At 71.6% G+C, this 22,950-nt stretch carries 19 protein-coding genes; 13 read left to right on the top strand and 6 right to left on the bottom strand.

Translation table 11 applies throughout. The annotated features are described in order from the left end of the window. Nucleotides 1-41: 41 nt before the first annotated feature. On the bottom strand, nucleotides 42-1,310 hold the full coding sequence (purD, locus tag ACS3YM_RS15515; RefSeq protein ID WP_439937326.1) for a phosphoribosylamine--glycine ligase: 1,269 nt from the start codon (nucleotides 1,308-1,310) through the stop codon (nucleotides 42-44). Beyond that, nucleotides 1,307-2,590: an adenylosuccinate synthase gene (locus ACS3YM_RS15520; protein WP_439937327.1), complete on the bottom strand. Its 1,284-nt coding sequence runs from the start codon at nucleotides 2,588-2,590 to the stop codon at nucleotides 1,307-1,309. The genes purD and ACS3YM_RS15520 overlap by 4 nt, the downstream gene beginning before the upstream one ends. A 197-nt stretch (nucleotides 2,591-2,787) precedes the next feature. Between ACS3YM_RS15520 and ACS3YM_RS15525 the strand changes: the two genes are divergently transcribed. Next, nucleotides 2,788-3,699, top strand: a complete 912-nt coding sequence (locus tag ACS3YM_RS15525) for a diacylglycerol/lipid kinase family protein (protein ID WP_439937328.1) — start codon at nucleotides 2,788-2,790, stop codon at nucleotides 3,697-3,699. Between the two features lie 66 nt (nucleotides 3,700-3,765). Here ACS3YM_RS15525 and ACS3YM_RS15530 read toward each other — a convergent pair whose 3' ends face one another. Continuing rightward, nucleotides 3,766-4,737 carry a LuxR C-terminal-related transcriptional regulator gene (locus ACS3YM_RS15530; protein WP_439937329.1) on the bottom strand — a complete coding sequence of 324 codons (972 nt, stop codon included), beginning with the start codon at nucleotides 4,735-4,737 and terminating at the stop codon, nucleotides 3,766-3,768. A 244-nt stretch (nucleotides 4,738-4,981) separates the two neighbouring features. On the opposite strand from ACS3YM_RS15530, the gene lysS reads away from it, so the two are divergent. Together lysS and ACS3YM_RS15540 are read left to right on the top strand one after the other, a co-directional pair. Then, complete coding sequence (gene lysS / locus ACS3YM_RS15535; protein WP_439937330.1) at nucleotides 4,982-6,703, top strand: lysine--tRNA ligase; 1,722 nt, start codon at nucleotides 4,982-4,984, stop codon at nucleotides 6,701-6,703. Between the two features lie 219 nt (nucleotides 6,704-6,922). Next, on the top strand, nucleotides 6,923-7,975 hold the full coding sequence (locus ACS3YM_RS15540; protein WP_439937331.1) for a hypothetical protein: 1,053 nt from the start codon (nucleotides 6,923-6,925) through the stop codon (nucleotides 7,973-7,975). 109 nt (nucleotides 7,976-8,084) lie between these two features. Here the strand turns inward: ACS3YM_RS15540 and ACS3YM_RS15545 are convergent, their stop codons facing one another. Further along, complete coding sequence (locus ACS3YM_RS15545; RefSeq protein WP_439937332.1) at nucleotides 8,085-8,549, bottom strand: acyl-CoA thioesterase; 465 nt, start codon at nucleotides 8,547-8,549, stop codon at nucleotides 8,085-8,087. A 38-nt stretch (nucleotides 8,550-8,587) separates the two neighbouring features. Between ACS3YM_RS15545 and ACS3YM_RS15550 the strand changes: the two genes are divergently transcribed. From ACS3YM_RS15550 to ACS3YM_RS15580, 7 genes are all read left to right on the top strand, one after another. Then, entirely contained in the window at nucleotides 8,588-9,001 is a 414-nt protein-coding gene (locus ACS3YM_RS15550; protein WP_439937333.1) for a DUF3151 domain-containing protein, read from the top strand. Between the two features lie 29 nt (nucleotides 9,002-9,030). Then, a complete protein-coding gene (locus ACS3YM_RS15555; protein ID WP_439937334.1) occupies nucleotides 9,031-9,786 on the top strand; it encodes a YoaK family protein in 756 nt (251 codons plus the stop codon). A 42-nt stretch (nucleotides 9,787-9,828) separates the two neighbouring features. Then, nucleotides 9,829-12,837, top strand: coding sequence for a hypothetical protein (locus ACS3YM_RS15560; protein ID WP_439937335.1), 3,009 nt, complete (start codon nucleotides 9,829-9,831; stop codon nucleotides 12,835-12,837). After that, entirely contained in the window at nucleotides 12,819-14,159 is a 1,341-nt protein-coding gene (locus tag ACS3YM_RS15565) for an SWIM zinc finger family protein (protein ID WP_439937337.1), read from the top strand. Before ACS3YM_RS15560 ends, ACS3YM_RS15565 begins: the two co-directional genes overlap by 19 nt. 156 nt (nucleotides 14,160-14,315) lie before the next feature. Then, nucleotides 14,316-14,531: a DUF3311 domain-containing protein gene (locus ACS3YM_RS15570; protein ID WP_439937338.1), complete on the top strand. Its 216-nt coding sequence runs from the start codon at nucleotides 14,316-14,318 to the stop codon at nucleotides 14,529-14,531. Further along, nucleotides 14,528-16,258, top strand: a complete 1,731-nt coding sequence (mctP, locus tag ACS3YM_RS15575) for a monocarboxylate uptake permease MctP (RefSeq protein WP_439937339.1) — start codon at nucleotides 14,528-14,530, stop codon at nucleotides 16,256-16,258. Before ACS3YM_RS15570 ends, mctP begins: the two co-directional genes overlap by 4 nt. Nucleotides 16,259-16,443: 185 nt before the next feature. Continuing rightward, nucleotides 16,444-18,555, top strand: a complete 2,112-nt coding sequence (locus tag ACS3YM_RS15580) for a M14 family zinc carboxypeptidase (RefSeq protein ID WP_439937340.1) — start codon at nucleotides 16,444-16,446, stop codon at nucleotides 18,553-18,555. A gap of 76 nt (nucleotides 18,556-18,631) precedes the next feature. Here the strand turns inward: ACS3YM_RS15580 and fbaA are convergent, their stop codons facing one another. After that, nucleotides 18,632-19,666: a class II fructose-bisphosphate aldolase gene (gene fbaA, locus ACS3YM_RS15585; RefSeq protein WP_439937341.1), complete on the bottom strand. Its 1,035-nt coding sequence runs from the start codon at nucleotides 19,664-19,666 to the stop codon at nucleotides 18,632-18,634. A gap of 156 nt (nucleotides 19,667-19,822) precedes the next feature. Here fbaA and ACS3YM_RS15590 point away from each other — a divergent pair, with 156 nt between their 5' ends. Next, nucleotides 19,823-20,953, top strand: a complete 1,131-nt coding sequence (locus ACS3YM_RS15590) for a hypothetical protein (protein ID WP_439937342.1) — start codon at nucleotides 19,823-19,825, stop codon at nucleotides 20,951-20,953. After that, nucleotides 20,950-21,435, top strand: coding sequence for a SigE family RNA polymerase sigma factor (locus ACS3YM_RS15595; RefSeq protein WP_439937343.1), 486 nt, complete (start codon nucleotides 20,950-20,952; stop codon nucleotides 21,433-21,435). The genes ACS3YM_RS15590 and ACS3YM_RS15595 overlap by 4 nt, the downstream gene beginning before the upstream one ends. Nucleotides 21,436-21,460: 25 nt before the next feature. Here ACS3YM_RS15595 and ACS3YM_RS15600 read toward each other — a convergent pair whose 3' ends face one another. Beyond that, nucleotides 21,461-22,138, bottom strand: coding sequence for a TrmH family RNA methyltransferase (locus ACS3YM_RS15600; RefSeq protein ID WP_439937344.1), 678 nt, complete (start codon nucleotides 22,136-22,138; stop codon nucleotides 21,461-21,463). Nucleotides 22,139-22,190: 52 nt separating this feature from the next. Here ACS3YM_RS15600 and ACS3YM_RS15605 point away from each other — a divergent pair, with 52 nt between their 5' ends. Beyond that, nucleotides 22,191-22,949: a DedA family protein gene (locus ACS3YM_RS15605; RefSeq protein WP_439937345.1), complete on the top strand. Its 759-nt coding sequence runs from the start codon at nucleotides 22,191-22,193 to the stop codon at nucleotides 22,947-22,949. The last annotated feature ends 1 nt before the right edge of the window (nucleotide 22,950 follow it).

The following is a 22,950-nucleotide window of genomic DNA, read 5'->3' on the forward strand; positions in this document are numbered from 1 at the left end:
AACCTATCAACCAACTGTCCAGTTGACAGCCAGGTGAGGCGTCAGTCCAGCGCGGCCGCGCCCTCCATGACGCCGAGCGGCTCGGCGGCGATGTCGCGACGCCACTGGGCCCCCGGGAAGCTGATGCTCGAGATGCCCTCGTACGCCTTGGCGCGGGCGTCGGCGACGTCCGTGCCGATCGCGCGCACCGCGAGCACCCGGCCGCCCGCGGTGACCAGTCCCGCATCGGTCCGCGCGGTGCCGGCGTGGATGACGTCCACGTCCGACTCCTTCGCCAGGGTCTCGGTGCCGACGATGACGTCGCCCTTGCTGGAGCCCTCGGGATAGCCGGCGCTGGCCATCACGACCGTGACGGCCGCGCCGTCGGCGAACGCCGGGACCGGAGCCGTCGACAGGTCCCCGTCTGCCGCCGCCTTGAGGATGACGCCGAGCGGGGAGTCCAGCAGGGCCAGGACGGGCTGGATGTCGGGGTCGCCGAAGCGCACGTTGAACTCGATCACCTTCGGGCCGACCGCCGTCAGCGCCAGCCCGACGTAGAGGCACCCGACGAACGGCGCGCCCCGGCGCCGCATCTCGGCCAGCGTCGGGACGACCACGTCGGCCATCACGGCGTCGACCGTGCCGGACGGCAGCCAGGTCAGCGGGGCGTACGACCCCATGCCGCCGGTGTTGGGGCCGCGGCCGCCGTCGAAGACGCGTTTGAAGTCCTGGGCCGGCAGCAGCGGGACGCCGGTGGTGCCGTCGCACACGACGAACAGCGAGAACTCCGGACCGTCGAGGAACTCCTCGACGACGACCCGCTCGCACCCGGCCGCGTGGGCCAGCGCCTCGTCGCGGTCGTTGGTCACGACGACGCCCTTGCCCGCCGCCAGCGCGTCGTCCTTGACGACGTACGGCACCCCGAAGGCGTCGAGCGCGGCGGCGGCCTCGTCCGCCGCGGTGCACGTGCGCGATCCCGCGGTCGGCACACCGGCGGTCGCCATGACCTCCTTGGAGAAGGCCTTGGAGCCCTCGAGGCGGGCGGCGTCGCGGGACGGACCGAAGCACGCGATCCCGGCGTCGCGCACCGCGTCCGACACCCCGGCGACCAGCGGCGCCTCGGGCCCGACGACGACGAGGTCGGCCCCGATCGACGTCGCCAGCGCGGCGACGGCCGGGCCGTCCATGGGGTCCACGTCGTGCAGGGTGGCCACGGCGCCGATGCCCGGGTTGCCGGGGGCGGCGTGCACCTCGGTCACCGCGGGGTCGCGGATGAGCGCGAGCGCGAGGGCGTGCTCACGCCCTCCGGTGCCGACGACGAGCGCCTTCACCCGTGGACCACCACGGTCTGCTCACGCCCCGGGCCGACGCCGACGCCCCAGATCTTCGCGCCCGACATCTCCTCGAGGGCCTGGACGTAGAGCTGGGCGTTCTTGGGGAGCTCGTCGAACGTGCGGCAGCCGGAGATGTCTGTCTTCCAGCCGTCGAAGAACTCGTAGACCGGCTTCGCGTGGTGGAACTCGGTCTGCGTCATCGGCATCTCCTCGACCCGCTGGCCGTCGATCTCGTAGGCCACGCAGACCGGGATCCGGTCCCACGCGTCGAGGATGTCGAGCTTGGTGAGGAAGAACTCGGTGAGACCGTTGACGCGGCTGGCGTAGCGCGCCACCACCGCGTCGTACCAGCCGCAACGACGGGTGCGGCCGGTCGAGACGCCGATCTCGCCGCCGAGCTTCTGGAGCTGGACGCCGTCCTCGTCGAAGAGCTCGGTCGGGAACGGGCCCGAGCCGACGCGCGTCGTGTAGGCCTTGATCACGCCGATGACCCGGTCGATCCGGGTGGGGCCCACGCCGGCGCCGACGCAGACGCCGCCGGCCACCGGGTTGGACGAGGTGACGAACGGGTAGGTGCCGTGGTCGACGTCGAGCATGGTCGCCTGGGCGCCCTCGAAGAGCACGGTCTGCCCGGCGTCGAGCGCCTGGTTGAGCAGCAGCGAGGTGTCGCACACCATGGGCCGCAGCCGGTCGGCGTAGGACAGCAGCTCCTCGACCACCGCCTCGACCTCGATCGCGCGGCGGTTGTAGACCTTGGTGAGCAGGTGGTTGCGGACGTCGAGGGCCGCCTCGACCTTCTGGGTGAGGATCTTCTCGTCGAAGAGGTCCGCGATGCGTACGCCGACACGGTTGATCTTGTCGGCGTAGGCGGGGCCGATGCCGCGTCCGGTGGTGCCGATCTGGTTCTTGCCGAGGAAGCGCTCGGTGACCTTGTCGATCGTCGCGTGGTAGCTCGCGATCACGTGCGCGTTGGCGCTGACCTTGAGGTCGGCCACCTCGACGCCACGCTCGATGAGCCCGTCGAGCTCGCGGAAGAGCGCCTCGGGCGAGACGACCACGCCGTTGGCGATGACCGAGGTGGCACCCGGCGTCAGGATCCCGCTGGGCAGCAGGTGGGTGGCGTACTTCTCGCCGTTGACGACGATGGTGTGGCCGGCGTTGTGCCCACCGCTGGTGCGGACCACGAAGTCGATCGGGTCCGTGGTGGCCAACAGGTCCGTGGCCTTGCCTTTGCCCTCGTCGCCCCACTGGGCGCCGAGCACGACGATCGCGGGCATCTCAGCCCTCCTCAAGTCACAACGTCGGAGAATGGTCCGTGCAGAAATGCGAAAGAACCCCGGCACAAGGCACCGGGGCTCTTGCGGCGCCACGTTACCGCACCGCGACGGGGTGGCCACGTCGACGGATCCTCCGCGGACGAGCAGTGGCCTTCGGGGTCTGATGCGGCTGTGGCGCGGTGGGCTAGTGTCCGGCCGTGCGCTCGCTGCTGGTGATCACCAATGCCGATGCCGGGACCTCCGACGAGGAACGGCTCGATACCGCGCTCGCCGTCCTGCGCGAGGACGCGTCGGTCGAGGTCGCGAAGACGTCCAACCCGGGAGAGCTCGACGGTGTGCTGCACCGCGCGGGCGGTCGTACGGTCGTGGTGGCCGGCGGCGACGGCAGCATCCACGCGGTGGTCAACGCGCTGCACAAGCGCCGCGAGCTCGAGGGCTCGACGCTGGCCCTGCTGCCGATGGGCACGGGCAACGACTTCGCCCGCGGCAACGGCATCCCGCTCGACATCGAGGACGCCGCGCGGCTCGTGCTGACCGGCGAGGCGCGGCCGGTCGACCTGCTCGTCGACGAGACCGGCAACATCGTGGTCAACAACGTGCACGTCGGCACGGGCGCCCAGGCCAGCCGCAAGGGAGCCACCTGGAAGACCCGCCTCGGCGCGATCGGCGTCGGCAAGGTCAACCTGGGCAAGCTCGGCTATCCGATCGGCGCCGCGCTGTCGGCCTTCCACCCGCCCAACTGGCGCCTGCGCGTCGAGCTCGACGGCGAGGTCGTCAACGACGTCAACCGCCCCGTGCTCATGGTGGCGATCGGCAACGGTGGCAACGTCGGCGGCGGCACCGAGCTCAACCCCGACGCCGACCCCGAGGACGGCAAGCTCGACGTCATGATCAGCCGCGCCGTGAAGCCGCTCGCCAAGCTCGGCTACGTCGCGCACCTCCGTCGCGGCGAGCACGACCAGCGCGACGACGTGGTCACCCTGCGCGGCACCTCGGTCAAGGTGAGCGGCGACGAGTTCTGGCTGTCGGCCGACGGCGAGGTCTCCGGGCCCGAGCGCAGCCGGAGCTGGCGCCTCGAGCCGGCGGCGTACTCGATGATCCTGCCCTGACGCCTGCCGCCTTCGCGTCGAGTGCGCCCGCGGTCGTGGTCGCCGCAGGGCTGCGCACTCGACCCCTCACAGCCAGCCGCGCCGCACGGCCTCCACACCGGCCTGGAAGCGGGTGTCCACCCCCAGCTCCGACATCAGGGCCGCGACCCGCCGACGGACGGTGCGGAGGCTGATGTCGAGGTTGCGCGCGATCTGCTCGTCCTTGACGCCGTCGGCGAGCTCGGCCAGCAGCAGCCGGCGGTGGTCGCGCTCGGCGAGCCGGTCGCCGCGGGCGTCGACGCGGCTCGCCGTCTCCCAGAGCTCGTCGAAGTAGGCCTGCAGCATCCCGACCAGCGCGGCCTGGCGTACGACCACGCGGTGGTTCGAACCCGTGCCCAACGGCTCCGGCACGATCGCGCGGCGCGGCCCGACGATGACCATCCGGGTGAGGACGCTCGGCACGACGCGGACCTCCTCGCCGATCTCGGCGCGCATCCGCAGCATGTGCGGCGCCTCCGACATCGCCCGCGCTGGATAGATCGCCCGGACCCGCCGCTTCTCGCGGACCGCGTTGCCGACCGCCACCGCCATCTCCGACTCGCTGGGCAGCCGCCACTGGTCGGGCCTGAGGAAGCAGACGTCGCCCCGCTTCTCCCGGATCCACTGGGCGATCAGGGCCGGGATGTCGGCGGTGGACGACACGTCCCCGTCGATCAGCTGGTCGTCCGACGACTGGAGGTGGTGCCTCTCGGCCAGGGCCGGCAGCACCTCGGCGAAGCGCGCCAGCTCGCGTGCGGCGACACCCAGGTCCGCGGCCTGGGCGGCCAGCGCCCGGCTGGTCGCGGTGGCGGGGTCGAGCACGTCGAGGACCCCGCCGTCGACGGACACGATCCCGAGCCCGATCAACGGGTCGAGCTGGTCGAGCAGGGCCTCCGGGGACAGGAGCATGCTGGCCGCGACCTGGTCGACCGACTGTCCCGCCCCGGCGAGGATCCGGCGGTAGACCGGCTCCATCTCGGTCGGCAGCCCCAGCACCGACAGCACCTTGCCCTCCGCCATGGCCACCCCCTCCTGGTGGCACCTTAGTGCCAGCGGCCACTTGGAGCCACCTGTCCAGACCAGCGCGCTGGCACAATGCTGCCGACCACTCGGGTGAGCCACGTGGGCGCGGGGGTGACCACGTCGGCTCGGTGTGCAACGCCATCCCGGGTGAGGGCGTCGGAGCCGCCGCGGGGGACGGCTCCGGCGCCGGTCCATTTCCCCCGTCCCCGGCGCCCGCAGCGCCCCCGTTAACCTGTGCCGCATGGCGCGAGGTGGACAGCAGGGCAATCCCGTCGACTGGGTGACGCGGGCGGCGGACGACGCCGTACGCCACGCCGGCGAGGGCAACCTGGTCACCGTCGCCTCCGGCGCCTCCCCCAGCGGTCCGATCCACCTGGGCAACCTGCGCGAGTTCATCACCCCGCACTTCGTCGCCGAGGAGCTGCGGCGTCGGGGCGTCCCTGTGCGGCACCTGCACTCGTGGGACGACTTCGACCGCTTCCGCAAGGTGCCGGCCGGGGTGCCCGCCGAGTGGGCGGACCACATCGGGCGCCCCTTGAGCGCCGTGCCCGACCCCTGGGAGTGCCACGCCAGCTGGGCCGAGCACTTCAAGGCTCCGCTGCAGGAGTCGCTGCGCGAGCTGGGCGTCGAGATGGAGGAGATCTCCCAGGCGCAGATGTACACCTCCGGCGCCTACCGCGACCAGGTGCTGCTCGCCGTCTCCCGCCGCGACGAGATCGAGGCGGTGCTGGCCAAGCACCGCACCAAGAAGGTCGCGCCGGCCGAGGGCGCCTCGGAGCAGGAGGCCGCCGACCTGGCGGACTCGGTCGCCAACGAGGACGACGAGGAGGGCGACCCGTCCGCGGCCTCCTCCGCCGACGCGATCGCCCGCTTCCCCTACCGGCCGTACTGCCGGGAGTGCGGCCGCGACACCGTCACCACCACGGCGTACGACGAGGCCACCACGACGCTGTCCTACACCTGCTCCTCCTGCGGGTTCGAGGGCACGACCGACCTCTCGACCGACACCGACGGCAAGCTCGTCTGGAAGGTCGACTGGCCGATGCGGTGGGCCTACGAGTCGGTGAACTTCGAGCCGGCCGGTCGCGACCACATGACGCCCGGGTCGTCGTACACCGTCGGCACCGAGATCGTGTCGTCGATCTTCGACTGGCGCGCACCGGCCCGGGTGATCTACGCCTTCGTCGGCTTCGCCGGCGTGCAGAAGATGTCGTCCTCGGCCGGCGGCGTGCCCACCGCGGCCGACGCGCTGCGGGTCCTCGAGTCCCCGATGCTGCGCTGGCTCTACGTCCGTCGCGCGCCCACGCAGGCCTTCGACATCGACTTCGGCCCCGCCGTGGTGCGGCTGTACGACGAGTGGGACGCGTTGGGTCGCAAGGCCGGCGACCCGGACAAGGCCGACGTCGCGACGCTGGCCTGGCACCGCGCCTCCGAGACGGCGTCCGCAGGCCGGCTGCCCACGCCCGCGGTCGCGGTCCCGTTCCGCACCCTGTCGTCGGTCGCCGACGTGACCGCCGGCTCGGCCGAGCTCATCTCGCGCATCATCGAGTCCTCGGGCTTCCCCCACGACTCGGTCGCCGACCTCGAGCCGCGGCTGTCCAAGGCGATGCAGTGGACGGCTGAGCACGTGCCCGCCGACGAGCGCACCACGGTCCGCGAGACGCCCGACACCGAGCGGCTGGCCTCCCTGTCGGAGGACGAGGAGCTGTGGCTGCGGATCTTCCTCGACCGGCTTCCCTCGGAGCCCGACCTCGACGCCGTGACGTCGGTTGTCTACGGCGTGCCCAAGGTCGCCCGCGGCCTCGGCTTCGAGGACGCGCCGACCGACGAGGTGAAGGCCGACCAGAAGGACTTCTTCCGCCTGCTCTACAACCTCCTCGTCTCCGCCGACCGCGGTCCCCGCCTGCCCACGCTCGTGCTCGCCCTCGGGCCGGAGAAGGTGCGCCAGCTCCTCGGCGCCTGACTCAGCTCCTGGGGGCCCACTCGAGCGGACATATGGCCGCTCGGGTGGCGACGTACCGCGCGCCCAGCCTCCATTTCGCGCACCCAGTGCGTCACGGCAGCTTCACCCTCTCCCGGGCATGACCACGAGTCATCCACAGCCTTCCCCATTCGCTACCTGTCCACATACGTCGCCGGCGCACGGTCGCGCCTCCCACCAGAGCCGTCGCATCGTGCCTGCATGAGACCAGCACTCGCAGCAGCAGCGGCCGCGCAAGGCGGCGTGTTCAGTCGCAGGCAAGCCCTCGTCGCGGGCTACACCGACCGGGAGATCAAGACACTGACGCGGCCGGGCGGGATCTGGGCGGTCGTGCGGCACGGCGTCTACTGCCAACGACTCGACCTGGACCAGCTCGACACGCGAGAACGCTGGATCATCAAGGACCGCGCCGCCGTGCTGAGCAGCGAGCGCCCCGCGACCTTGAGCCACGACTCGGCGGCCAGACTGCTCCGGATCGACACGCTGGACCCGCCGACCCAGTCGACCCACCTCACGATCCTGGGCCCGACCGGGAGCCGGACGAACGGCGGCGTGACGCGCCACCGTGATCTCCTGCCGTTGTGCATCGAGAGGGCCGACGACCTCCTCGTCACGTCCTACGCGCGCACCGCTGTCGACATCGCACGCTGGCACGGCTACCGCCACGGACTGGTGGCCATCGACTCGGTCCGCCACATGGGCGTGCCTCTGAGCGATCTCGATGCCGAGCTCTCGCGGATGGCTCGTCATCCCCACGTGGCGCGTGCTCGGGCGGCGGTCAGCGACTCCGACCCGGGCGCCGAGTCCGTCCTCGAGACCTTGGGGCGCGAGCTCGTCGCCTCGTTGGGGCTCGGCGAGGTCGAGACCCAGTTCGCGGTACGGATCGCGGGTGGACGCATCGTCTGGTGCGACCTTCGTGTGGGCTGCCACATCTTCGAGTGCCACGGCAAGCTCAAGCTGATCCCGGTCAGCGCGGGCGGCGTGGCCGACGAGCCCCCCGAAGAGGTCCTGTGGAAGCAGCAGGCCAGGCAGACAGACATCTGCGCCGAGGGGTTGGGCGCATCGCAGATCGTATGGGCGGACTGCTTCGGCGCCGGCCGCGAGAGGGCCCAGCAGCGGCTGCGCAAGGAGTACGCCGTGACCGAGGCACGGTTCGGCAGTGAGCTCCCAGCCCACCTGCAGAGGTTCGCCGATGCGCACCCACGCCGGCGTCCCGCGGACTTGTGGACGCCGGGCCTCGCGTCAGCCGCCTGACGGCGAAGAGGCGACTGGGACACCCATGTGGTCGCTGGCCGCCCGGTACGACGCTGCTCGAGCGGCCATATGTCCGCTCGAGTCGAGGTGTGGGCACCGACCGCTCGGCTCAGCGGCGCATCTGAGCCGGCTCCCCGGCGTAGCGCTGGAGGTCGGCGCGCACGGCGTCGCTGATCGGCCAGGCGGCCTGTGCCGTGTGGTCCCAGAGCACGTTCACGCACTCCCAGAGCGCGGCGGGGCCACCACCGGCCTCGACGCGGAGCTCGGCGGCCACGGTGAAGGAGGAGCGACCGATCCGCGTCACCCACAGCGAGGCGAGGAACGGCTGGTAGGGCACGAACCGCATCTCCGAGTGGTACTCGATGGTCTGGGACGCGACGAGCTCGGAGACGCCGTCGTCGAGGCCGTGGAGCAGGCCGGTCGCACCGTCGGGGAGCCCCGGCAGGTGGGCGAAGCGCAGGAACTCGTAGCGCGCCTCGTCGAGCACGCGCACCGCCTCGACGTTGTCGACGTGACCGGCGAGGTTGATGTCGCGGAATCGAGCCTGGATCTCGGTCGTGAAGGTCTCGCCCATGGGAGCAGTCTGTCGGGTCGACGTGACAGGCTGACGCCATGTCCCACGTTGACCTGATGGCCGGTCCCCCGCCCACCCACCTCCCCGCCGACCCTGCTGACGCCGAGCTCGCCGGCGGTGACGCGCCCGCGGCCGTCGTACGCCGTCACCCGGAGTCCCCGGCCGCCTGGGCGGCGCTCGCCGCGCAGGCGCAGGACTCCGGCGCCGACGACGTGACGGTCTACGCCTACGCCCGCGTGGGCTACCACCGCTCGCTCGACCGGCTGCGCCGCAACGGCTGGAAGGGCCACGGCCCGGTGCCGTGGGAGCACGAGCCCAACCGCGGCTTCCTCCGCTCGCTCGCCCTGCTCGCCCTCGCGGCCCGCGCGATCGGCGAGACTGCGGAGTGGGAGCGCTGCTCGACCTTCCTGCGCGACTCCAGCGCCGCGGCTGCCGACGAGCTGCTGGGCTGAGCCGCGCGTCTCGCGGACAGGACAGCGCGGTGCGTCGGGTCCGGGAGTACCTCCTGACCGTTGCGGGCCCGGTGCGGTCCCCGCGCCACAACGTGCAGCTCGCTGCACTGCTCGCGCTCAACGCTGGAGTGCTCAACTCCGTCGGCTTCGTGGCGGTCTCGGCCTACACCTCGCACATGACGGGCCTGACCGCCTCCGTCGCCGACCACCTGGTCCTCGGGGGTAGTGCGATCGTCGTGACAGGGCTGCTGGGCATCGCCACGTTCGTGGCGGGCGCCGCGGCCTGCGCGGTGCTGTTCAACTGGGGCCGCCGGCGCGAGCTGCGCGGCAGGTACGCCAACGTGCTGGTGCTCGAGGCGCTCCTGGTCCTGCTGTTCGGCCTCCTGGCGGAGAAGTTCGCCTGGCGACACCGTGACCTCGCCTTCGTGGCGGTGCTGTGCTTCACGATGGGCATGCAGAACGCGATCATCACCAAGATCTCGGGCGCCCAGATCCGCACCACCCACGTCACGGGGATGATCACTGACATCGGGATCGAGCTCGGCAAGCTGGCCTACGTCTCGCGCACAGCGGGCCTGCCGCCGGTGGTCCCCGATCCGCGGAAGCTCGGCATTCTGGGCCTCCTGGTCGGTCTGTTCTTCGGAGGCGGCGTCCTCGGAGCCATCGGCTACCTGGAGTTCGGCTTCGCCACCGTCCTGCCGCTCGCTCTCGTGCTCCTCGCGGCCGCGGCTGCACCGCTGGCGGCAGACGTACGCCGCCACCGTCGGCGCAGCCCGACCGGCTGATTCCATCGCGCGCACCGTGGGGAGCCGCCTAGGCTTCCCTGTGTGACGGGGGAAACGCACGACGTCGGCGCACGCTTGCGCGAGCTGGTGGTCGCCGGGGACCTGGCGGCGCTGCACGGCCACCTCGACTCGCTCACCGGAGCAGACCTCACGGCGGCGCGACGCTGGGTGGCGGCGACGCACGACCTCGACGGGTATCCGTGGCCGGACGACCTGGGCGACCCGAGAGACCCGGACCACTACGCCCGCGCCCAGCGGATGCGGCTGGCCCGCCTGACCACGTGGGGCCGGCTGGGCGCCCCCGTCGCGGCAGCGAAGGTCCTGGCGGCCGAGGGCACCTTCCTGACGGATGAGCAGGTCCGCGAGCTGGTCCCTGCATTCACGACGCGCGATCGGGCGTGGGCGCAGGCATTCGCCAGCGCGGCGGACGCCGTCAAGCCCTCCGCGCGCGGAGCCGGCAAGGTGGCACTCCTGCTCCGAGCGGTGGTCGTGGCGCACCGCCTGCCCGTGCCGACCGGCCGCACCTTCCACAGCGTCTGGATCAGGGAGCTTGCGAGCCACGCCAACCCCTCGAGATGGGCCAAGGACCGTTCGCCGACCCTCGAGCCGCTCCTCGCCGATCCGCTCCTCCCCGACGTCGTCTACCTCCAGCTCGCCTCGGGCGAGGTGGGCACCTGGACCGGCTTCGGTGCCGTCCTGCCCACGCTGGTGGAGAAGGGGCTCATCGACCGGGGCCGCACCCTGGCGGTCGCGCTCGAGCAGCTCACTGCCGGGCAGAAGCCGTCCTCTCAGAAGGCGCTCGCCGGGGTCCTCACCGCGCTGGAGCTGCGTGCGGAGGAGGTGCCTGGCGGTCTCGACTACCTCACGAGCGTGCTCTCGAGCTGCCACGGGTCGGCTGCCGGCGTCGTCCTCGCGGTCGCGATCGACCTGGTGGACCAGGACGCCGGTGCCGTCGAGCTGGCACGCGTCCTGGCGCCGCGATCGGAGAAGGGCCTGCGCCGGTCACTCCTCGCCGCCCTCACGCCGACCCGCCTCGGCCAACGGGTCTCGTCGCAAGCCCTGCTGGAGGCGATCGACGTGCTGGCCGCCGGAGAGGACGTCTCCGACCGGCCCAGGTACGACAAGGCACGTGCCGCGCTCGGCGTCGTACCGACCCCGGAGCCGGTGGACGCCGCTCCGGAGCCCCTCGGCCTCTGGGACCTGACGCCCCCGCGCCTCGAGGAGCACCGACCCGTCCACCCCGGGGTCCCCCTCCGCGACATCGTCAAGCAGCACATGCGCGCGAAGGACAAGAGCTGGGAGCAGTCGCAGGCGACCGAGCGGGTGCTGGACGCGCTGGCCCGTGGCGACCTGACCACCGCGGGCCTCGTGGGCATTGCTCACGAGCTGACTGCGGAAGGGCGTCTCAGCCCGGTCCGCAGCGCGGTCCTGTTCGAGTCCTTGTTCCTCGGAGGGGCGATGCGGCTCGTGTGGCCCGCCGCGCTCGCGACCGCTGGCCTCGCAGCCACAGGTCGGCCCCGCCCGGGCCTCGAGCGCCTGCTGGGGCTGCTGTCGTCGTACGCCGCGGAGCCGCCGCGCCCGGTCCGCCTTCCCTCGCGGCTGGTGGAGATCGCGAGCGGCAACACGAAGGCCTCGCGGGAGGCCGCCCGGCTCGTGCGCCTCGTCGACGCCCCCATCGATGGGGTCGAACCGGACGAGGTCGACCTGGCACTGTGGGACGAGACCACCGAGCGCCCACCGCAGGGACTGGCGTTCCCGCCGAAGCGGGACCTGGACTCGGTGGGCCGACGAGTGTCGGCCGGCTGGGGGCACCACTCGCACCAGCCGGACACGCGCCATCGGGTCCTGCGCTGCCTCGCGCTCGAGGAGATCGTCGACCTCCTCCCCGTGCACGGTGTCGACGTGGTGCGGGCACGCCTGGTCGAGGACGTGGCGTGCCCGTCCTGGCCGGTGGCGGAGGCCGTAGCGCTCTGGGCGTCGGGACGGCTGGACCTCACCACCTACTGGCGCATGGTCGAGGACGTCGAGACGGTGTCCGGCAAGTCCCACGAGTGGCGGGTCCACCACGACGCCTACCACCGGTGGTCGGTCAGGGACGGGCTCCGGGTGGATCCCCCGGTGATGCCTGCGTGGTGGAGTGACGACGACCAGTTCCTCGAGTTCCTGCACGCCTGTGAGGTGCTGCTCTGTGGCGAGCGGGGCGGGCAGGTGCTCAGCACCCCCGACCGGGTCGACGGGACGCTCGGCCTCGACGCACTCCTCGACCGGCTCTCCCGGGCGCGGACGGTCGGACCGGTCGACCTCCGGCTCGCGCTCGCCCGCCTGCGGCCCACCTCTCCCGCGAACGCCGCGCGGGTGCCCCCGTCCGTGCACACCGATCCCGCACTCACCGCAGCGTCCGGCGACCACGAGATGGACGCGGCGGAGATGGTGCGGGCGTGGGTGGGAGCTGGTGGGCTGCGCTGCCGGCCCGGCCCGGACGCGTACGGTCTGCGCACCTTCCGCGCCGAGTCGCCGTGGTCGTGGGACTCCCTCCCCGCCCTGTCCCGGCGCCCCGTTCCAGACCTGCCGCACTACCGCCACAACGACATCTGGCGCCTGCCCGGCCGTCCCGACGTATGGCTCAGGAACGGCCTTCGCGTGACCTCCTCGAGCGAGACCTTGGCAGACGTCGGGGGCACCCTCGACGTCCCCGGCTGGCGCACGGTGCTCGCCGCCCTGGCCACCATGCCCCCCGACTACACGGCAGTCGACTTCGCCTCGCTCGTTCGCCTCATGCGCCAAGGACGCCTCGACCCGGCGGTGGCCGCGGCAACTGCGACTGCTGAGTGGGATGCGGGCGCGACCGTCATCGGCGACGGGGTGGGCTGGGAGCACGCGTTCCTCCGCGGCGCACTGCGCGGGCTGTGGCCGGTCGCCGTCGCAGTGGTCGAGGCAGGGCTGAGGCGCCCGGAGCCCCCGGAGGAGATCGACGCGCTGCAGGCAGTGCTGCGGCGCTACGCACACCACGTCCCGGCCGACGCAGTCCCGTCGTGGCTGGCGGACGCGTGAGCGGCTACGGCGCGGCGTCCGCGCTGGTCGACGGACCATCAGGGCGATGGCTGAGCCTGGAGACCGCCAGCGCGCTGACACCTGCCGGTCTCGTCGAGCGCCCGGTCTTCTTCACCGGCTTCCCGGCGCGCCCCGAGGTCCTGGCTGCCGGGCTACTGGCGGTCGCCGACGTGGCGGCAACGACGTACGCCGACTTCGGTCAGGCGAAACGGCTGGCGAACCTCGACCCCGTCGTGACGGTGAGCGGCGACCGGATGCGCTTCGAGTCGTTCTCCGGCTGCAACTCCGTGCACGCGCGTCTCGACCTGCTGCCCGGCGGCATCGCCGAGGGTGACGTCGGCTTCGGCACCACCAACGTGGACATCAACCAACCGCTCCGGACCGCACTCGCCCGCATGGGCGGCGCCACCCTGCTCCACCTCACGGTCGGGCCCGACGAGGTGCGCGCCAGCACCCCCGACGACCTGCACGTCGAGCGGAAGGTCGACCTGCCCGACCGGTGGGTGCGCGGGCTGGCCGAGGTTCCTTACATCAGCGCGGCCATGACGGTCCGTGCCGAGCTCACGGGTGGAGCGGTCGGCCGCTTCGCGCGCGACCTCCCTCGGGCCGGCACGCCTGGTCCGACCGTCCACGTCGTGCCTTCCGCGGGCGGGCTCCGCCTCCTCCCGCGCGCGTTGCCCGGCAGCATCGCCGTCCCCGGTACCACCCGCCTACGCGGGATGGACCGGGTCCTGCGCTTCGCCTCGTCGCTGACCCTCCACAGCGACCCCCACGGTGCGACGGCGTGGGTCCTCACGCTTCCCGGTGCGCGACTCACGCTGGTGCTCACCGCCCACCCGTTCCGCGGCTTCTCCGGCGAGGGCGGGCTGTTGCTCAGGCTGGCCGACCGGAGCAGCGAGACGCACGGCCGCGCGCTCCTCGCCAACCTGGGCTGGGATCCCGTCGTCGACCCGCAGCGCCTTGCCGCGGCGACGGGACGAGCGCACGACGAGGTCACCGCCGGCCTGGCCTGGCTCGCCGCATCAGGCCGGCTGGGCCACGACCTCGCAGAAGGCGCGTGGTTCCACCGTGAGCTGCCGATCGACGCCGAGCAGGTGGTTCGCCGCAACCCGCGCCTGCGCCACGCCCACGACCTCGCCGGGTCGGGCGGCGTACACCCCTCCGATCCCGGGACGTGGCAGGTCCGCGGGACGGGCATCCAGCACACGGTGGGCTGGAGGGACGGCGAGCTCGCCTGCACGTGCCCGTGGGCGGAGAGCCACGCCGCCGGCCGCGGGCCATGCAAGCACGTCCTAGCCGTGGCCCTGACCTCGGCGTCCTGACCGTCCATCGCGTCAGACCGACCGTTCGCCGCAGCACGGCCTCGGGGGTGAGCGTGACGCCGGTCACGTCGTGGTGGGCTAGACAGCATGAGCTCCGGGAACCCCCCTACCCCGTCGCGTCCTGAGCAAGGACCACCCCCGACCGACAAGGGCAAGATGACGCTGGCCGCCGTCCTGCTCGCGATCCCGATCCTCGTGCTCCTCTGGGTGCCGCACTACGCCAAGGTCGAGCCGACGCTGCTCGGCTTCCCCTTCTTCTTCTGGTACCAGTTCCTCTGGGTCTTCATCTGCTCGGCCCTGACCTACACGGCCTACCGGCTGACGCTCTCCGCCCGCGGCAAGACCACGCACAAGGTGGGTGAGGACCGATGACCCCGCAGGTCACTGTGATGGCCGCCGACACCGGCGGCGTCAACGGCGTCGCCCTCGCGGTGCTGATCGCGCTGTTCCTCCTCGTCACCGTGGCGGGCTTCATGGCCAGCCGGTTCAAGCGCGCGGAGTCGATGGAGTCGCTGGAGGAGTGGGGCCTCGGTGGTCGCACGTTCGGCACGTGGATCACGTGGTTCCTGCTCGGCGGCGACCTCTACACGGCGTACACCTTCGTCGCGGTGCCGGCGGCGATGTTCGCGACCGGTGCGGTGGCGGGCTTCTTCGCCGTGCCCTACACGATCATCCTCTACCCGATCATCTTCATCTTCATGGCGCGGCTGTGGTCGGTGAGCCACCGCCACGGCTACGTCACCACGGCCGACTTCGTCCGCGGCAGGTACGACGACCGCACACTGTCGCTCGCGGTGGCCATCACCGGCTTCGTGGCCACGATGCCCTACATCGCGCTCCAGCTCGTCGGCATCCAGGCGGTGCTCGAGGTGGCCGGGCTCGGCGGCGGCGACAACATCCTCGCCAAGGACGCGCCCCTCTTCATCGCCTTCGCGGTGCTCGCGGCCTACACCTACTCCAGCGGCCTCCGCGCGCCGGCGGTGATCGCCTTCGTCAAGGACATCCTCATCTACCTCGTCATCATCGTGGCGATCGTCTACCTGCCCAGCCAGGTCGGCGGCTGGGACGCGATCTTCGGTGCGGCGCAGGACAAGATGGACGCCACCAACGCGGCGGCCGTCGAGGCCGGCGGCAAGCCCTCGGCGTCGTTCGTCCCCGGCTCGGGTGCCTTCTGGGCGTACGCCACCCTGGCGCTCGGCTCGGCGATGGCGCTGTTCATGTACCCCCACTCGGTGACCGCGTCGCTGTCGTCCAACTCGCGCAACACGATCCGCCGCAACGCCTCGATCCTGCCGGCGTACTCCTTCGTGCTCGGCCTGCTGGCCCTGCTCGGGTGGGTCGCCATCGCAGCCGGGACGCAGCCGATCGGCCTGGACGGCGAGCCCAACGCGCAGCTGGTCATCCCGCAGCTGTTCGAGGACATGTTCCCGTCGTGGTTCGCCGGCGTGGCCTTCGCCGCGATCGCGATCGGCGCGCTCGTGCCGGCCGCGATCATGTCGATCGCCGCGGCCAACACCTTCAGCCGCAACATCTACAAGGAGTGGATCAACAAGGCCGCGACCCCGGCCCAGGAGGCGAAGGTCTCCAAGCTGATGTCGCTGCTGGTGAAGGCGTTCGCGCTGGTCTTCGTGCTGACGCTCGACAAGCAGAACGCGATCAACTTCCAGCTCCTCGGCGGCATCTGGATCATGCAGACCTTCCCCGCCGTGGTGTTCAGCCTGTTCACGCGGTGGTTCCACCGCTACGGCCTGCTGCTCGGCTGGGCCGCCGGCATCGTCTACGGCACGATCGGGGCCTACCAGGTCGTCAACCCGGTCACCGGCAAGCACTTCGGCGGCTCGACGGCCCTCATCCCCGGCATCGAGGAGATGGGCTACATCGCCGTCACGGCGTTCGTGCTCAACGTCGTGATCGCCGTCGTGGTGACCGCGATCCTCAACGCCCTGAAGGTCTCCAACGGCACGGACGAGACGATCCCGTTCGACTACTTCGCCGACGCGGACGACCCGCGGGTGCAGAAGGACCTCGCGGAGCACTCGCACCACGGTGACCCCTACGGCGACCCGGACGACATCCCGGGCAACGCACCGGCACGCTAGGTCGTACGACACCGCGACGGGCGGTGCGTGAGGAGGTCCATCCCCCTCACGCACCGCCCGTTGCACGACGCGGGGGCCCGATGTCCGCGGCCGGGCGTTCGGCGTGGGCGTGACCTGGGACACGGGTCGGGCGTTGACAGGGAAGTGGTGGGATCCGCCACGCCTCACCCCCGGGAGGAACGTCCATGCGCCATCGCTCGTCCATCATCCGCAACGGCACGGCCCTCGCTGCCCTGGCCCTGGCAGGAGCTGCCCTGACCGTGCCGACCGCCGCCCAGGGCGGCGTCGCTGCCGTGGCCGAGGCCTTCGCCCCGCAGCTCGTCACCGTCGACACGCCGACCCGCGCCGACAAGTCGCGGCTGCAGACGTTGGGGCTCGACCTCACCGAGCACGCCGGCCACGACTACGTCGAGGTGGTGCTGCACACGGCGCAGGAGCGAGACGTCCTCCGCGCGGCGGGCTTCACGTACGACGTACGCATCGCCGACCTGCTGCGCCGCGAGGCGGAGATCAACCGGCTCGACGACCTCTTCGCAGCCACCCGCCTGCGCACCGCCCTCCCCTCGGGGCGTGACTCCTACCGCAGCCTGGCCGACTACAACACGGAGATGAAGGCGTTGGCCGACGCCAACCCCGGCCTGGTCAAGCTCCTCACGCTCCCCGAGAAGACCCTGGACGGGCGCACCGTGCTCGGTGTCGAGATCGCGAAGAACGTCGGCGCGCGCGACGGCCGCCCGACCTTCGCCATGTTCGGCCTGCACCACGCCCGCGAGTGGCCCTCGGGCGAGCATGCGATGGAGTTCGCGATCGACCTGGTCAACGGCGCGCGGTCCGGCGACCCGCGGATCAGCACCCTCCTCGAGCGAGGTCGCATGGTGGTCGTTCCCGTCGTCAACGCCGACGGCTTCCACCTGTCCCACACCGACGGCCAGCTCGTCGACCTGCGTGAGGCCGACGGGGGCGGCACCGCCTCGATCCTGGGCACGCCCGGCAACGCCTACAAGCGCAAGAACTGCCGCGTCGTCGACGGCCAGGACACCCCGGACGGCACGTGCGCCGCCTTCAGCGCCACCAGCCCCGGCGGCTACCTGATCGGCACCGACCTCAACCGCAACTACGGCGGCCTCTGGGGCGGCCCGGGAGCGAGCGACATGGGCGCGGATCCGACCTACCGTGGCGCCGAGCCGTTCTCCGAGCCCGAGACCCGCAACGTGCGGGACCTGATCTCGAAGCGTCAGGTCACGATGATGATCTCCAACCACACCTTCTCCAACCTCGTCCTGCGCCCCAACGGGGTGAACCCGACGACCATCGGTCCGGACGGGCTGCCGGTCGGCGACGCGCCCGACGAGCAGGCGATGAAGGACCTCGGTGCCGACATGACCGCGCAGAACGGCTACGCCAACATCCACGGGTGGGAGCTCTACGACACCACCGGCACCACCGAGGACTGGTCCTACAACGCGACCGGCGGCTACGGCTACACCTTCGAGATCGGACCGGACGAGTTCCACCCGCCGTTCGCCCAGGTGGTCGACGAGTACCTCGGCGCCGGGGAGTACGCCGGCAAGGGCAACCGCGAGGCCTACCTCATCGCCTTCGAGGAGGCGATCAACCGTGGCAGCCACGCCGTGATCTCGGGCAAGGCACCGACCGGCGCCACGCTGCGGTTGCGCAAGACGTTCTCGACCCCCACCTGGAGCCCGGAAGACGACTTCACCGACTCCCTCGACACCACGATGGTCACGAGCGGACGCACCTTCACGTGGGACGTCAACCAGTCGACCCGCCCGGCCGTCCAGTCCCGGCTCGTGAAGCTCCTCGAGGAGGAGCCGACCCGCTCGGAGACCTTCACCGGCACGGCAGCCCCCGGCTCGTCGGTCGACCACGAGCTGGTGGTCACCGAGGCCGACCAGGAGATCCTGCAGGTCGACCTCGACTGGCCGACCCCGGACGACCTCGACCTCGAGGTCTACCGGAAGAACGCCGACGGCTCGCTCACCGAGGTGGGCGGCTCGGGCAACTTCATCGGCGAGAAGGAGCGGGCGACGATCAACGCGCCCACCCCGGGGACCTACGTGCTGCGGGTGATCAACTTCGCCTCCGTGTCACCGACCTACACCCTCACCGCCGGGCTGTACGACGCCACCGAGCAGACCACGGCACCCCTGGTCGAGGCCTGGACGCTCACCTGCGAGCGCGACGGCCGCGTCCTGCAGACCGTGCCGGTGATCGTGGACCGCGGCCAGCAGGTCAGCGTGGACCTCAAGGAGTGCACGCGCCGCTGGAACGGCTGACCCAGCAGCCCGCGACCGCACGACGCCCGCTCCCCCGTACGTCGGGGAGCGGGCGTCGTCGCGTCCGGCGCGAGGCTCAGCCGGCCAGCGACGTGCCCGCGGAGCGGAGGTTCTGGCAGGCCTCGACGATGCGCGCGGCCATGCCGGCCTCGGCCGCCTTGCCCCAGGCGCGGGGGTCGTAGAGCTTCTTGTTGCCGACCTCGCCGTCGACCTTCAGCACGCCGTCGTAGTTGGCGAACATGTGGGACACGACCGGGCGGGTGAAGGCGTACTGGGTGTCGGTGTCGACGTTCATCTTCACCACGCCGAAGTCGACGGCGTCGCTGATCTCCTGCGCGGTCGAGCCGGAGCCGCCGTGGAAGACCAGGTCGAAGGGCCGCGCGTCGCTGCCGAGACCCAGCTCGGAGGCCGCGGCCTCCTGGGCGGTCTTGAGGATCTCCGGGCGCAGCTTGACGTTGCCGGGCTTGTAGACGCCGTGCACGTTGCCGAAGGTCAGGGCGGTCATGTAGCGGCCCTTCTCCCCGGAACCGAGGGCCTTCACCGTGGCGATGGCGTCCTCGGGAGTGGTGTAGAGCTGGTCGTTGATCTCGTTGGCGACACCGTCCTCCTCGCCGCCGACGACGCCGACCTCGATCTCGAGGATGATGTGGGCCGCGGCGCACTTGGCGAGCAGCTCCTCGGCGATCTGGAGGTTCTCCTCCAGCGGCACGGCCGAGCCGTCCCACATGTGCGACTGGAAGAGCGGGGCCTCGCCGCGCGCGACGCGCTCGGCGGAGATGTCGAGCAGCGGCCGGACGAAGCCGTCGAGCTTGTCCTTGGGGCAGTGGTCGGTGTGCAGCGCGATGTTGACGGGGTAGTTCTTCGCGACCTCGACGGCGTAGGCCGCGAAGGCGACCGAGCCGGTGACCATGTCCTTCACGGACGGGCCGGAGAGGTACTCCGCACCGCCGGTCGAGATCTGGATGATGCCGTCGGAGCCGGCGTCGGCGAAGCCCTTCAGCGCTGCGTTGAGGGTCTGGGACGAGGACACGTTGATGGCCGGGTAGGCGAAGGACTTCTCCTTCGCGGCGTCCAGCATCTGCGCGTACACCTCGGGGGTGGCGATGGGCATCGGGTTCTCCTCGGAAGCGGTCGTACAGGCGCTGCCAACCCTAGTGGCTACCGACGAGTCGCTCCCTGCCGCGATGTCCGTCTCAACCTGTGACAACCGCACGCGGGGCCGGTCCGTCTCCCGAGGTGGAACACTCACCCGCAGGGGGAACGCAGCATGAGCACCGACATCGACTGGCAGCACGAGCTCGACAGCTCGTTCGGCACCGGCGACGACGTCCCGGTCGGGCACTACGTCGCAGTCGGGCACGCTGCCGTACGTCGTCGCCGTGCCGCGGTCTCCGCGGCAGGGGTCGCCGCGGCCATCGTGGTCGGCACCACGTGGGCGCTGGCGCCCGGAGACGCACCTCGCAGCGACCGGGCACCCGTGGCCACCGAGCCGAGCGCGACGGCCAGCCCCTCCTCGCCGGTCAGCGACCCCGAGCCGGCGACATCCCGCCCGTGGCGCAAGGGCGAGCCGCCGGCGCGGGCTCTGCCCGGAGGCCTGGAGATCCGGCCGGGCGCCGTCGTCCACGAGCGGCGCGACGCCCTCTACCCGGGCAAGGACACCGAGTCGGCGGCCCTCGACATCTCCTTCGCGGGCTCGCGCTGGTGGCTGGTGCTGGAGTGGGACAAGGGTGGGAGCAGCATGTCGTCCTCGCGTCCCGAGGACGGCTTCGCCGACTCCTTCGACGCCTTCGTCCGCGCCGAGGTGGCGACCGGTGGGATGACCTCCGTGCCGGCCGACGAGGTCCCCGGCATGGGAGGCGGGCTGGTCACCTGGCACGGCGGCGCGCTCGACCCGGCTGCGGGCGTCGAGGTGGTGGAGCGGGTCGAGGACCCCGTGCCCGGGGACGAGTCCCTCGGGCTCGTCCTGCGCTCCGAGGGCCGGACGACGTGGATGCTGCTCAGCCAGGGAGGCGCCGCGTCCACCTGGTCCCTGGACACCGATTCCGGTTGGCTCACGTTCGACCAGTGGCTGGCCGACCAGGTGGCCGTGCAGACCGGCAGCCCCGGCGTCCGCCTGGTGAAGCTCGCAGCGGACGGCACGGTCACGGCGACAGCTCCCAGCGTCGTGGTCCTCGACCAGAGGGCTGGTCCCGACCTCCCGAGGTACGGCACCGGCGACGGCCCCTCGGCGGTCGCACTGCTGCAGTGGCAGGGGCATCGGTGGTTCGTCCTCGCCGTGGGCCTCCCCGACCAGGTCGCCGTGACGACCGTCGCGGCGTCGAAGGCCCCGGGAGTCGAGACGCTCGACGAGTTCGTCGCCTTCATGGCCGACAAGGCCGACGAGGGAGGCATGCGGTGAAGCACGACGCTGCCTTCTCGGACTTCGTCGCCGCGCGCCAGACCCACCTGCGCCGCATCGCCTACGCCCTGTGCGGCGACTGGCACCGCGCCGACGACCTGCTGCAGACCGCGCTCACCAAGCTCTACGTCGCGTGGCCCCGCATCCGGCACGAGGGCAACGAGGAGGCGTACTGCCGCCAGATCATGGTGCGGGCCAACATCGACGAGTCCCGCCGACCCTGGCGACGCGAGCGTCCGACCGACGCGGTGCCCGAGCACGCGACGGAGCCGTCCCAGGTGGAGGAGCGCTCGGCCCTCTTCGCGGCGCTCCAGGCGCTGCCGGAGCAGCAGCGCAAGGTGGTCGTGCTGCGCCACTGGCTCGGGCTGTCGGTGCGCGAGACCGCTGCCGAGCTCGGCATCAACGAGGGCACGGTCAAGAGCCACAGCAGCCGAGGCCTGGCGGCGCTCGAGGCGGTGCTGGCGCCCCAGCAGCACAGGTGACGCACGGTCAGTCAACCGCCGGCCCTCACCCCCGCCAGGCGTCCTCGCCCGAGAGGTCGGCGTACGCCCTCACCCAGCTGTGCATCGCGATCGCGGCCGCGGAGCTGGCGTTGATGGAGCGCGTCGAGCCGAACTGCGCGATCGAGAAGGTGCCGTCGCAGACCTCGCGCGCGGACTCCGACAGCCCCGGGCCCTCCTGCCCGAACAGGAAGCACACGCGCTCGGGCAGGTCCATGGTCTCGAGGTGCAGCGAGCCGGGGAGGTTGTCGATCCCGAGCAGTCGCACGGGAGGGTCGAGGGAGTGGAGGTACGCCGCCAGCGCGGCCGCGTCGGCGTGGTGGCGCACGTGCTGGTAGCGGTCGGTCACCATCGCGCCACGGCGGTTCCACCGGCGGTTGCCGACGATGTGCACCTCGGCGGCGAGGAAGGCGTTGGCGGTGCGCACGATCGTGCCGATGTTGAAGTCGTGCTGCCAGTTCTCGATCGCGACGTGGAAGCCGTGGCGCCGGGTGTCGAGGTCGGCGACGATCGCCTCCATCGTCCAGTAGCGGTAGCGGTCGACCACGTTGCGCCGGTCGCCCTCCCGGAGCAGCACCGGATCCCACTGCTCACCCTCGGGCCACGGTCCCTCCCACGGGCCCAGCCCGACCTCCGGCGGCCCGTGCGGCATCGGGTCGTAGGGGGCCCGCTCCTCGTCGTGCATGCGAGCACCCTAGGCGCGGCCGCGTTGGGGGCCGCTGGTTAGGGTGGCGCGCGTGAGCGCACTGTGGGACGTCCCGGGCCTGGCCCACTCGCTGGTGGCCCCGATGCTCCTGGGCATCGACTGGATGGACCCCAACTGGCTGCTCGACCGGTTCGGCGCGGAGCTGTTCTGGATCAGCATCATCATCGTCTTCATCGAGTGCGGCCTCTTCTTCCCGATCCTGCCGGGCGACACGCTGCTCTTCGCGCTCGGCCTCTTCATCGCGACCGGGCAGCTCGACCTGTTCCCCGGCCCGCCCTTCGTGGAGCTGCTGATCGCGATCGCGGCCCTGACGATCGCGGCGTTCCTGGGCAACGTGGTCGGCTACGAGATCGGCCGCAAGATCGGGCCACCGCTCTACGAGCGCGACGGCAGGATCATCAAGCGCAAGTACTTCGACCAGACCACCGCGTTCTTCGACCGCCACGGCAACAAGGCGCTGGTCATCGGCCGGTTCGTCCCGTTCGTGCGGACCTACATCACCGTCGTCGCGGGCGTGACCCGGATGGAGCGGCACCGGTTCTTCCTGTGGAGCCTCGTCGGCGCCGTGCTGTGGGTGGTCATCGTGACCGTCCTCGGCTACTTCCTGGGTGACGCGTTCCCGACGCTGGCCGAGAGCATCGACAAGCTGATCATCGTGATCGTCGCCTTCTCGGTGATCCCCATCGCCATCGAGTGGTGGCGCCACAAGCGCACCAACGCGCCCGGCGCCGAGATCGGCCAGCAGGACGGCGGCCCGGACCGCGACATCACCGGCCGCGACGTCGACTGAC

The sequence above is a fragment of the Nocardioides sp. N13(2025) genome (genome assembly GCF_051912545.1).
GTDB lineage: Bacteria > Actinomycetota > Actinomycetes > Propionibacteriales > Nocardioidaceae > Nocardioides.

Bases quoted from the DNA above. Each gene is read 5' to 3' on its own strand.
- ACS3YM_RS15570 (WP_439937338.1), top strand. From the start codon at position 14,316: ATGACGCTGGCCGCCGTCCTGCTCGCGATCCCGATCCTCGTGCTCCTC.
- ACS3YM_RS15520 (WP_439937327.1), bottom strand. From the start codon at position 2,590: ATGCCCGCGATCGTCGTGCTCGGCGCCCAGTGGGGCGACGAGGGCAAA.
- fbaA (WP_439937341.1), bottom strand. From the start codon at position 19,666: ATGCCCATCGCCACCCCCGAGGTGTACGCGCAGATGCTGGACGCCGCG.
- ACS3YM_RS15530 (WP_439937329.1), bottom strand. From the start codon at position 4,737: ATGGCGGAGGGCAAGGTGCTGTCGGTGCTGGGGCTGCCGACCGAGATG.
- ACS3YM_RS15600 (WP_439937344.1), bottom strand. From the start codon at position 22,138: ATGCACGACGAGGAGCGGGCCCCCTACGACCCGATGCCGCACGGGCCG.
- ACS3YM_RS15545 (WP_439937332.1), bottom strand. From the start codon at position 8,549: ATGGGCGAGACCTTCACGACCGAGATCCAGGCTCGATTCCGCGACATC.
- ACS3YM_RS15590 (WP_439937342.1), top strand. From the start codon at position 19,823: ATGAGCACCGACATCGACTGGCAGCACGAGCTCGACAGCTCGTTCGGC.
- mctP (WP_439937339.1), top strand. From the start codon at position 14,528: ATGACCCCGCAGGTCACTGTGATGGCCGCCGACACCGGCGGCGTCAAC.
- ACS3YM_RS15540 (WP_439937331.1), top strand. From the start codon at position 6,923: ATGAGACCAGCACTCGCAGCAGCAGCGGCCGCGCAAGGCGGCGTGTTC.
- ACS3YM_RS15580 (WP_439937340.1), top strand. From the start codon at position 16,444: ATGCGCCATCGCTCGTCCATCATCCGCAACGGCACGGCCCTCGCTGCC.
- ACS3YM_RS15550 (WP_439937333.1), top strand. From the start codon at position 8,588: ATGTCCCACGTTGACCTGATGGCCGGTCCCCCGCCCACCCACCTCCCC.
- lysS (WP_439937330.1), top strand. From the start codon at position 4,982: ATGGCGCGAGGTGGACAGCAGGGCAATCCCGTCGACTGGGTGACGCGG.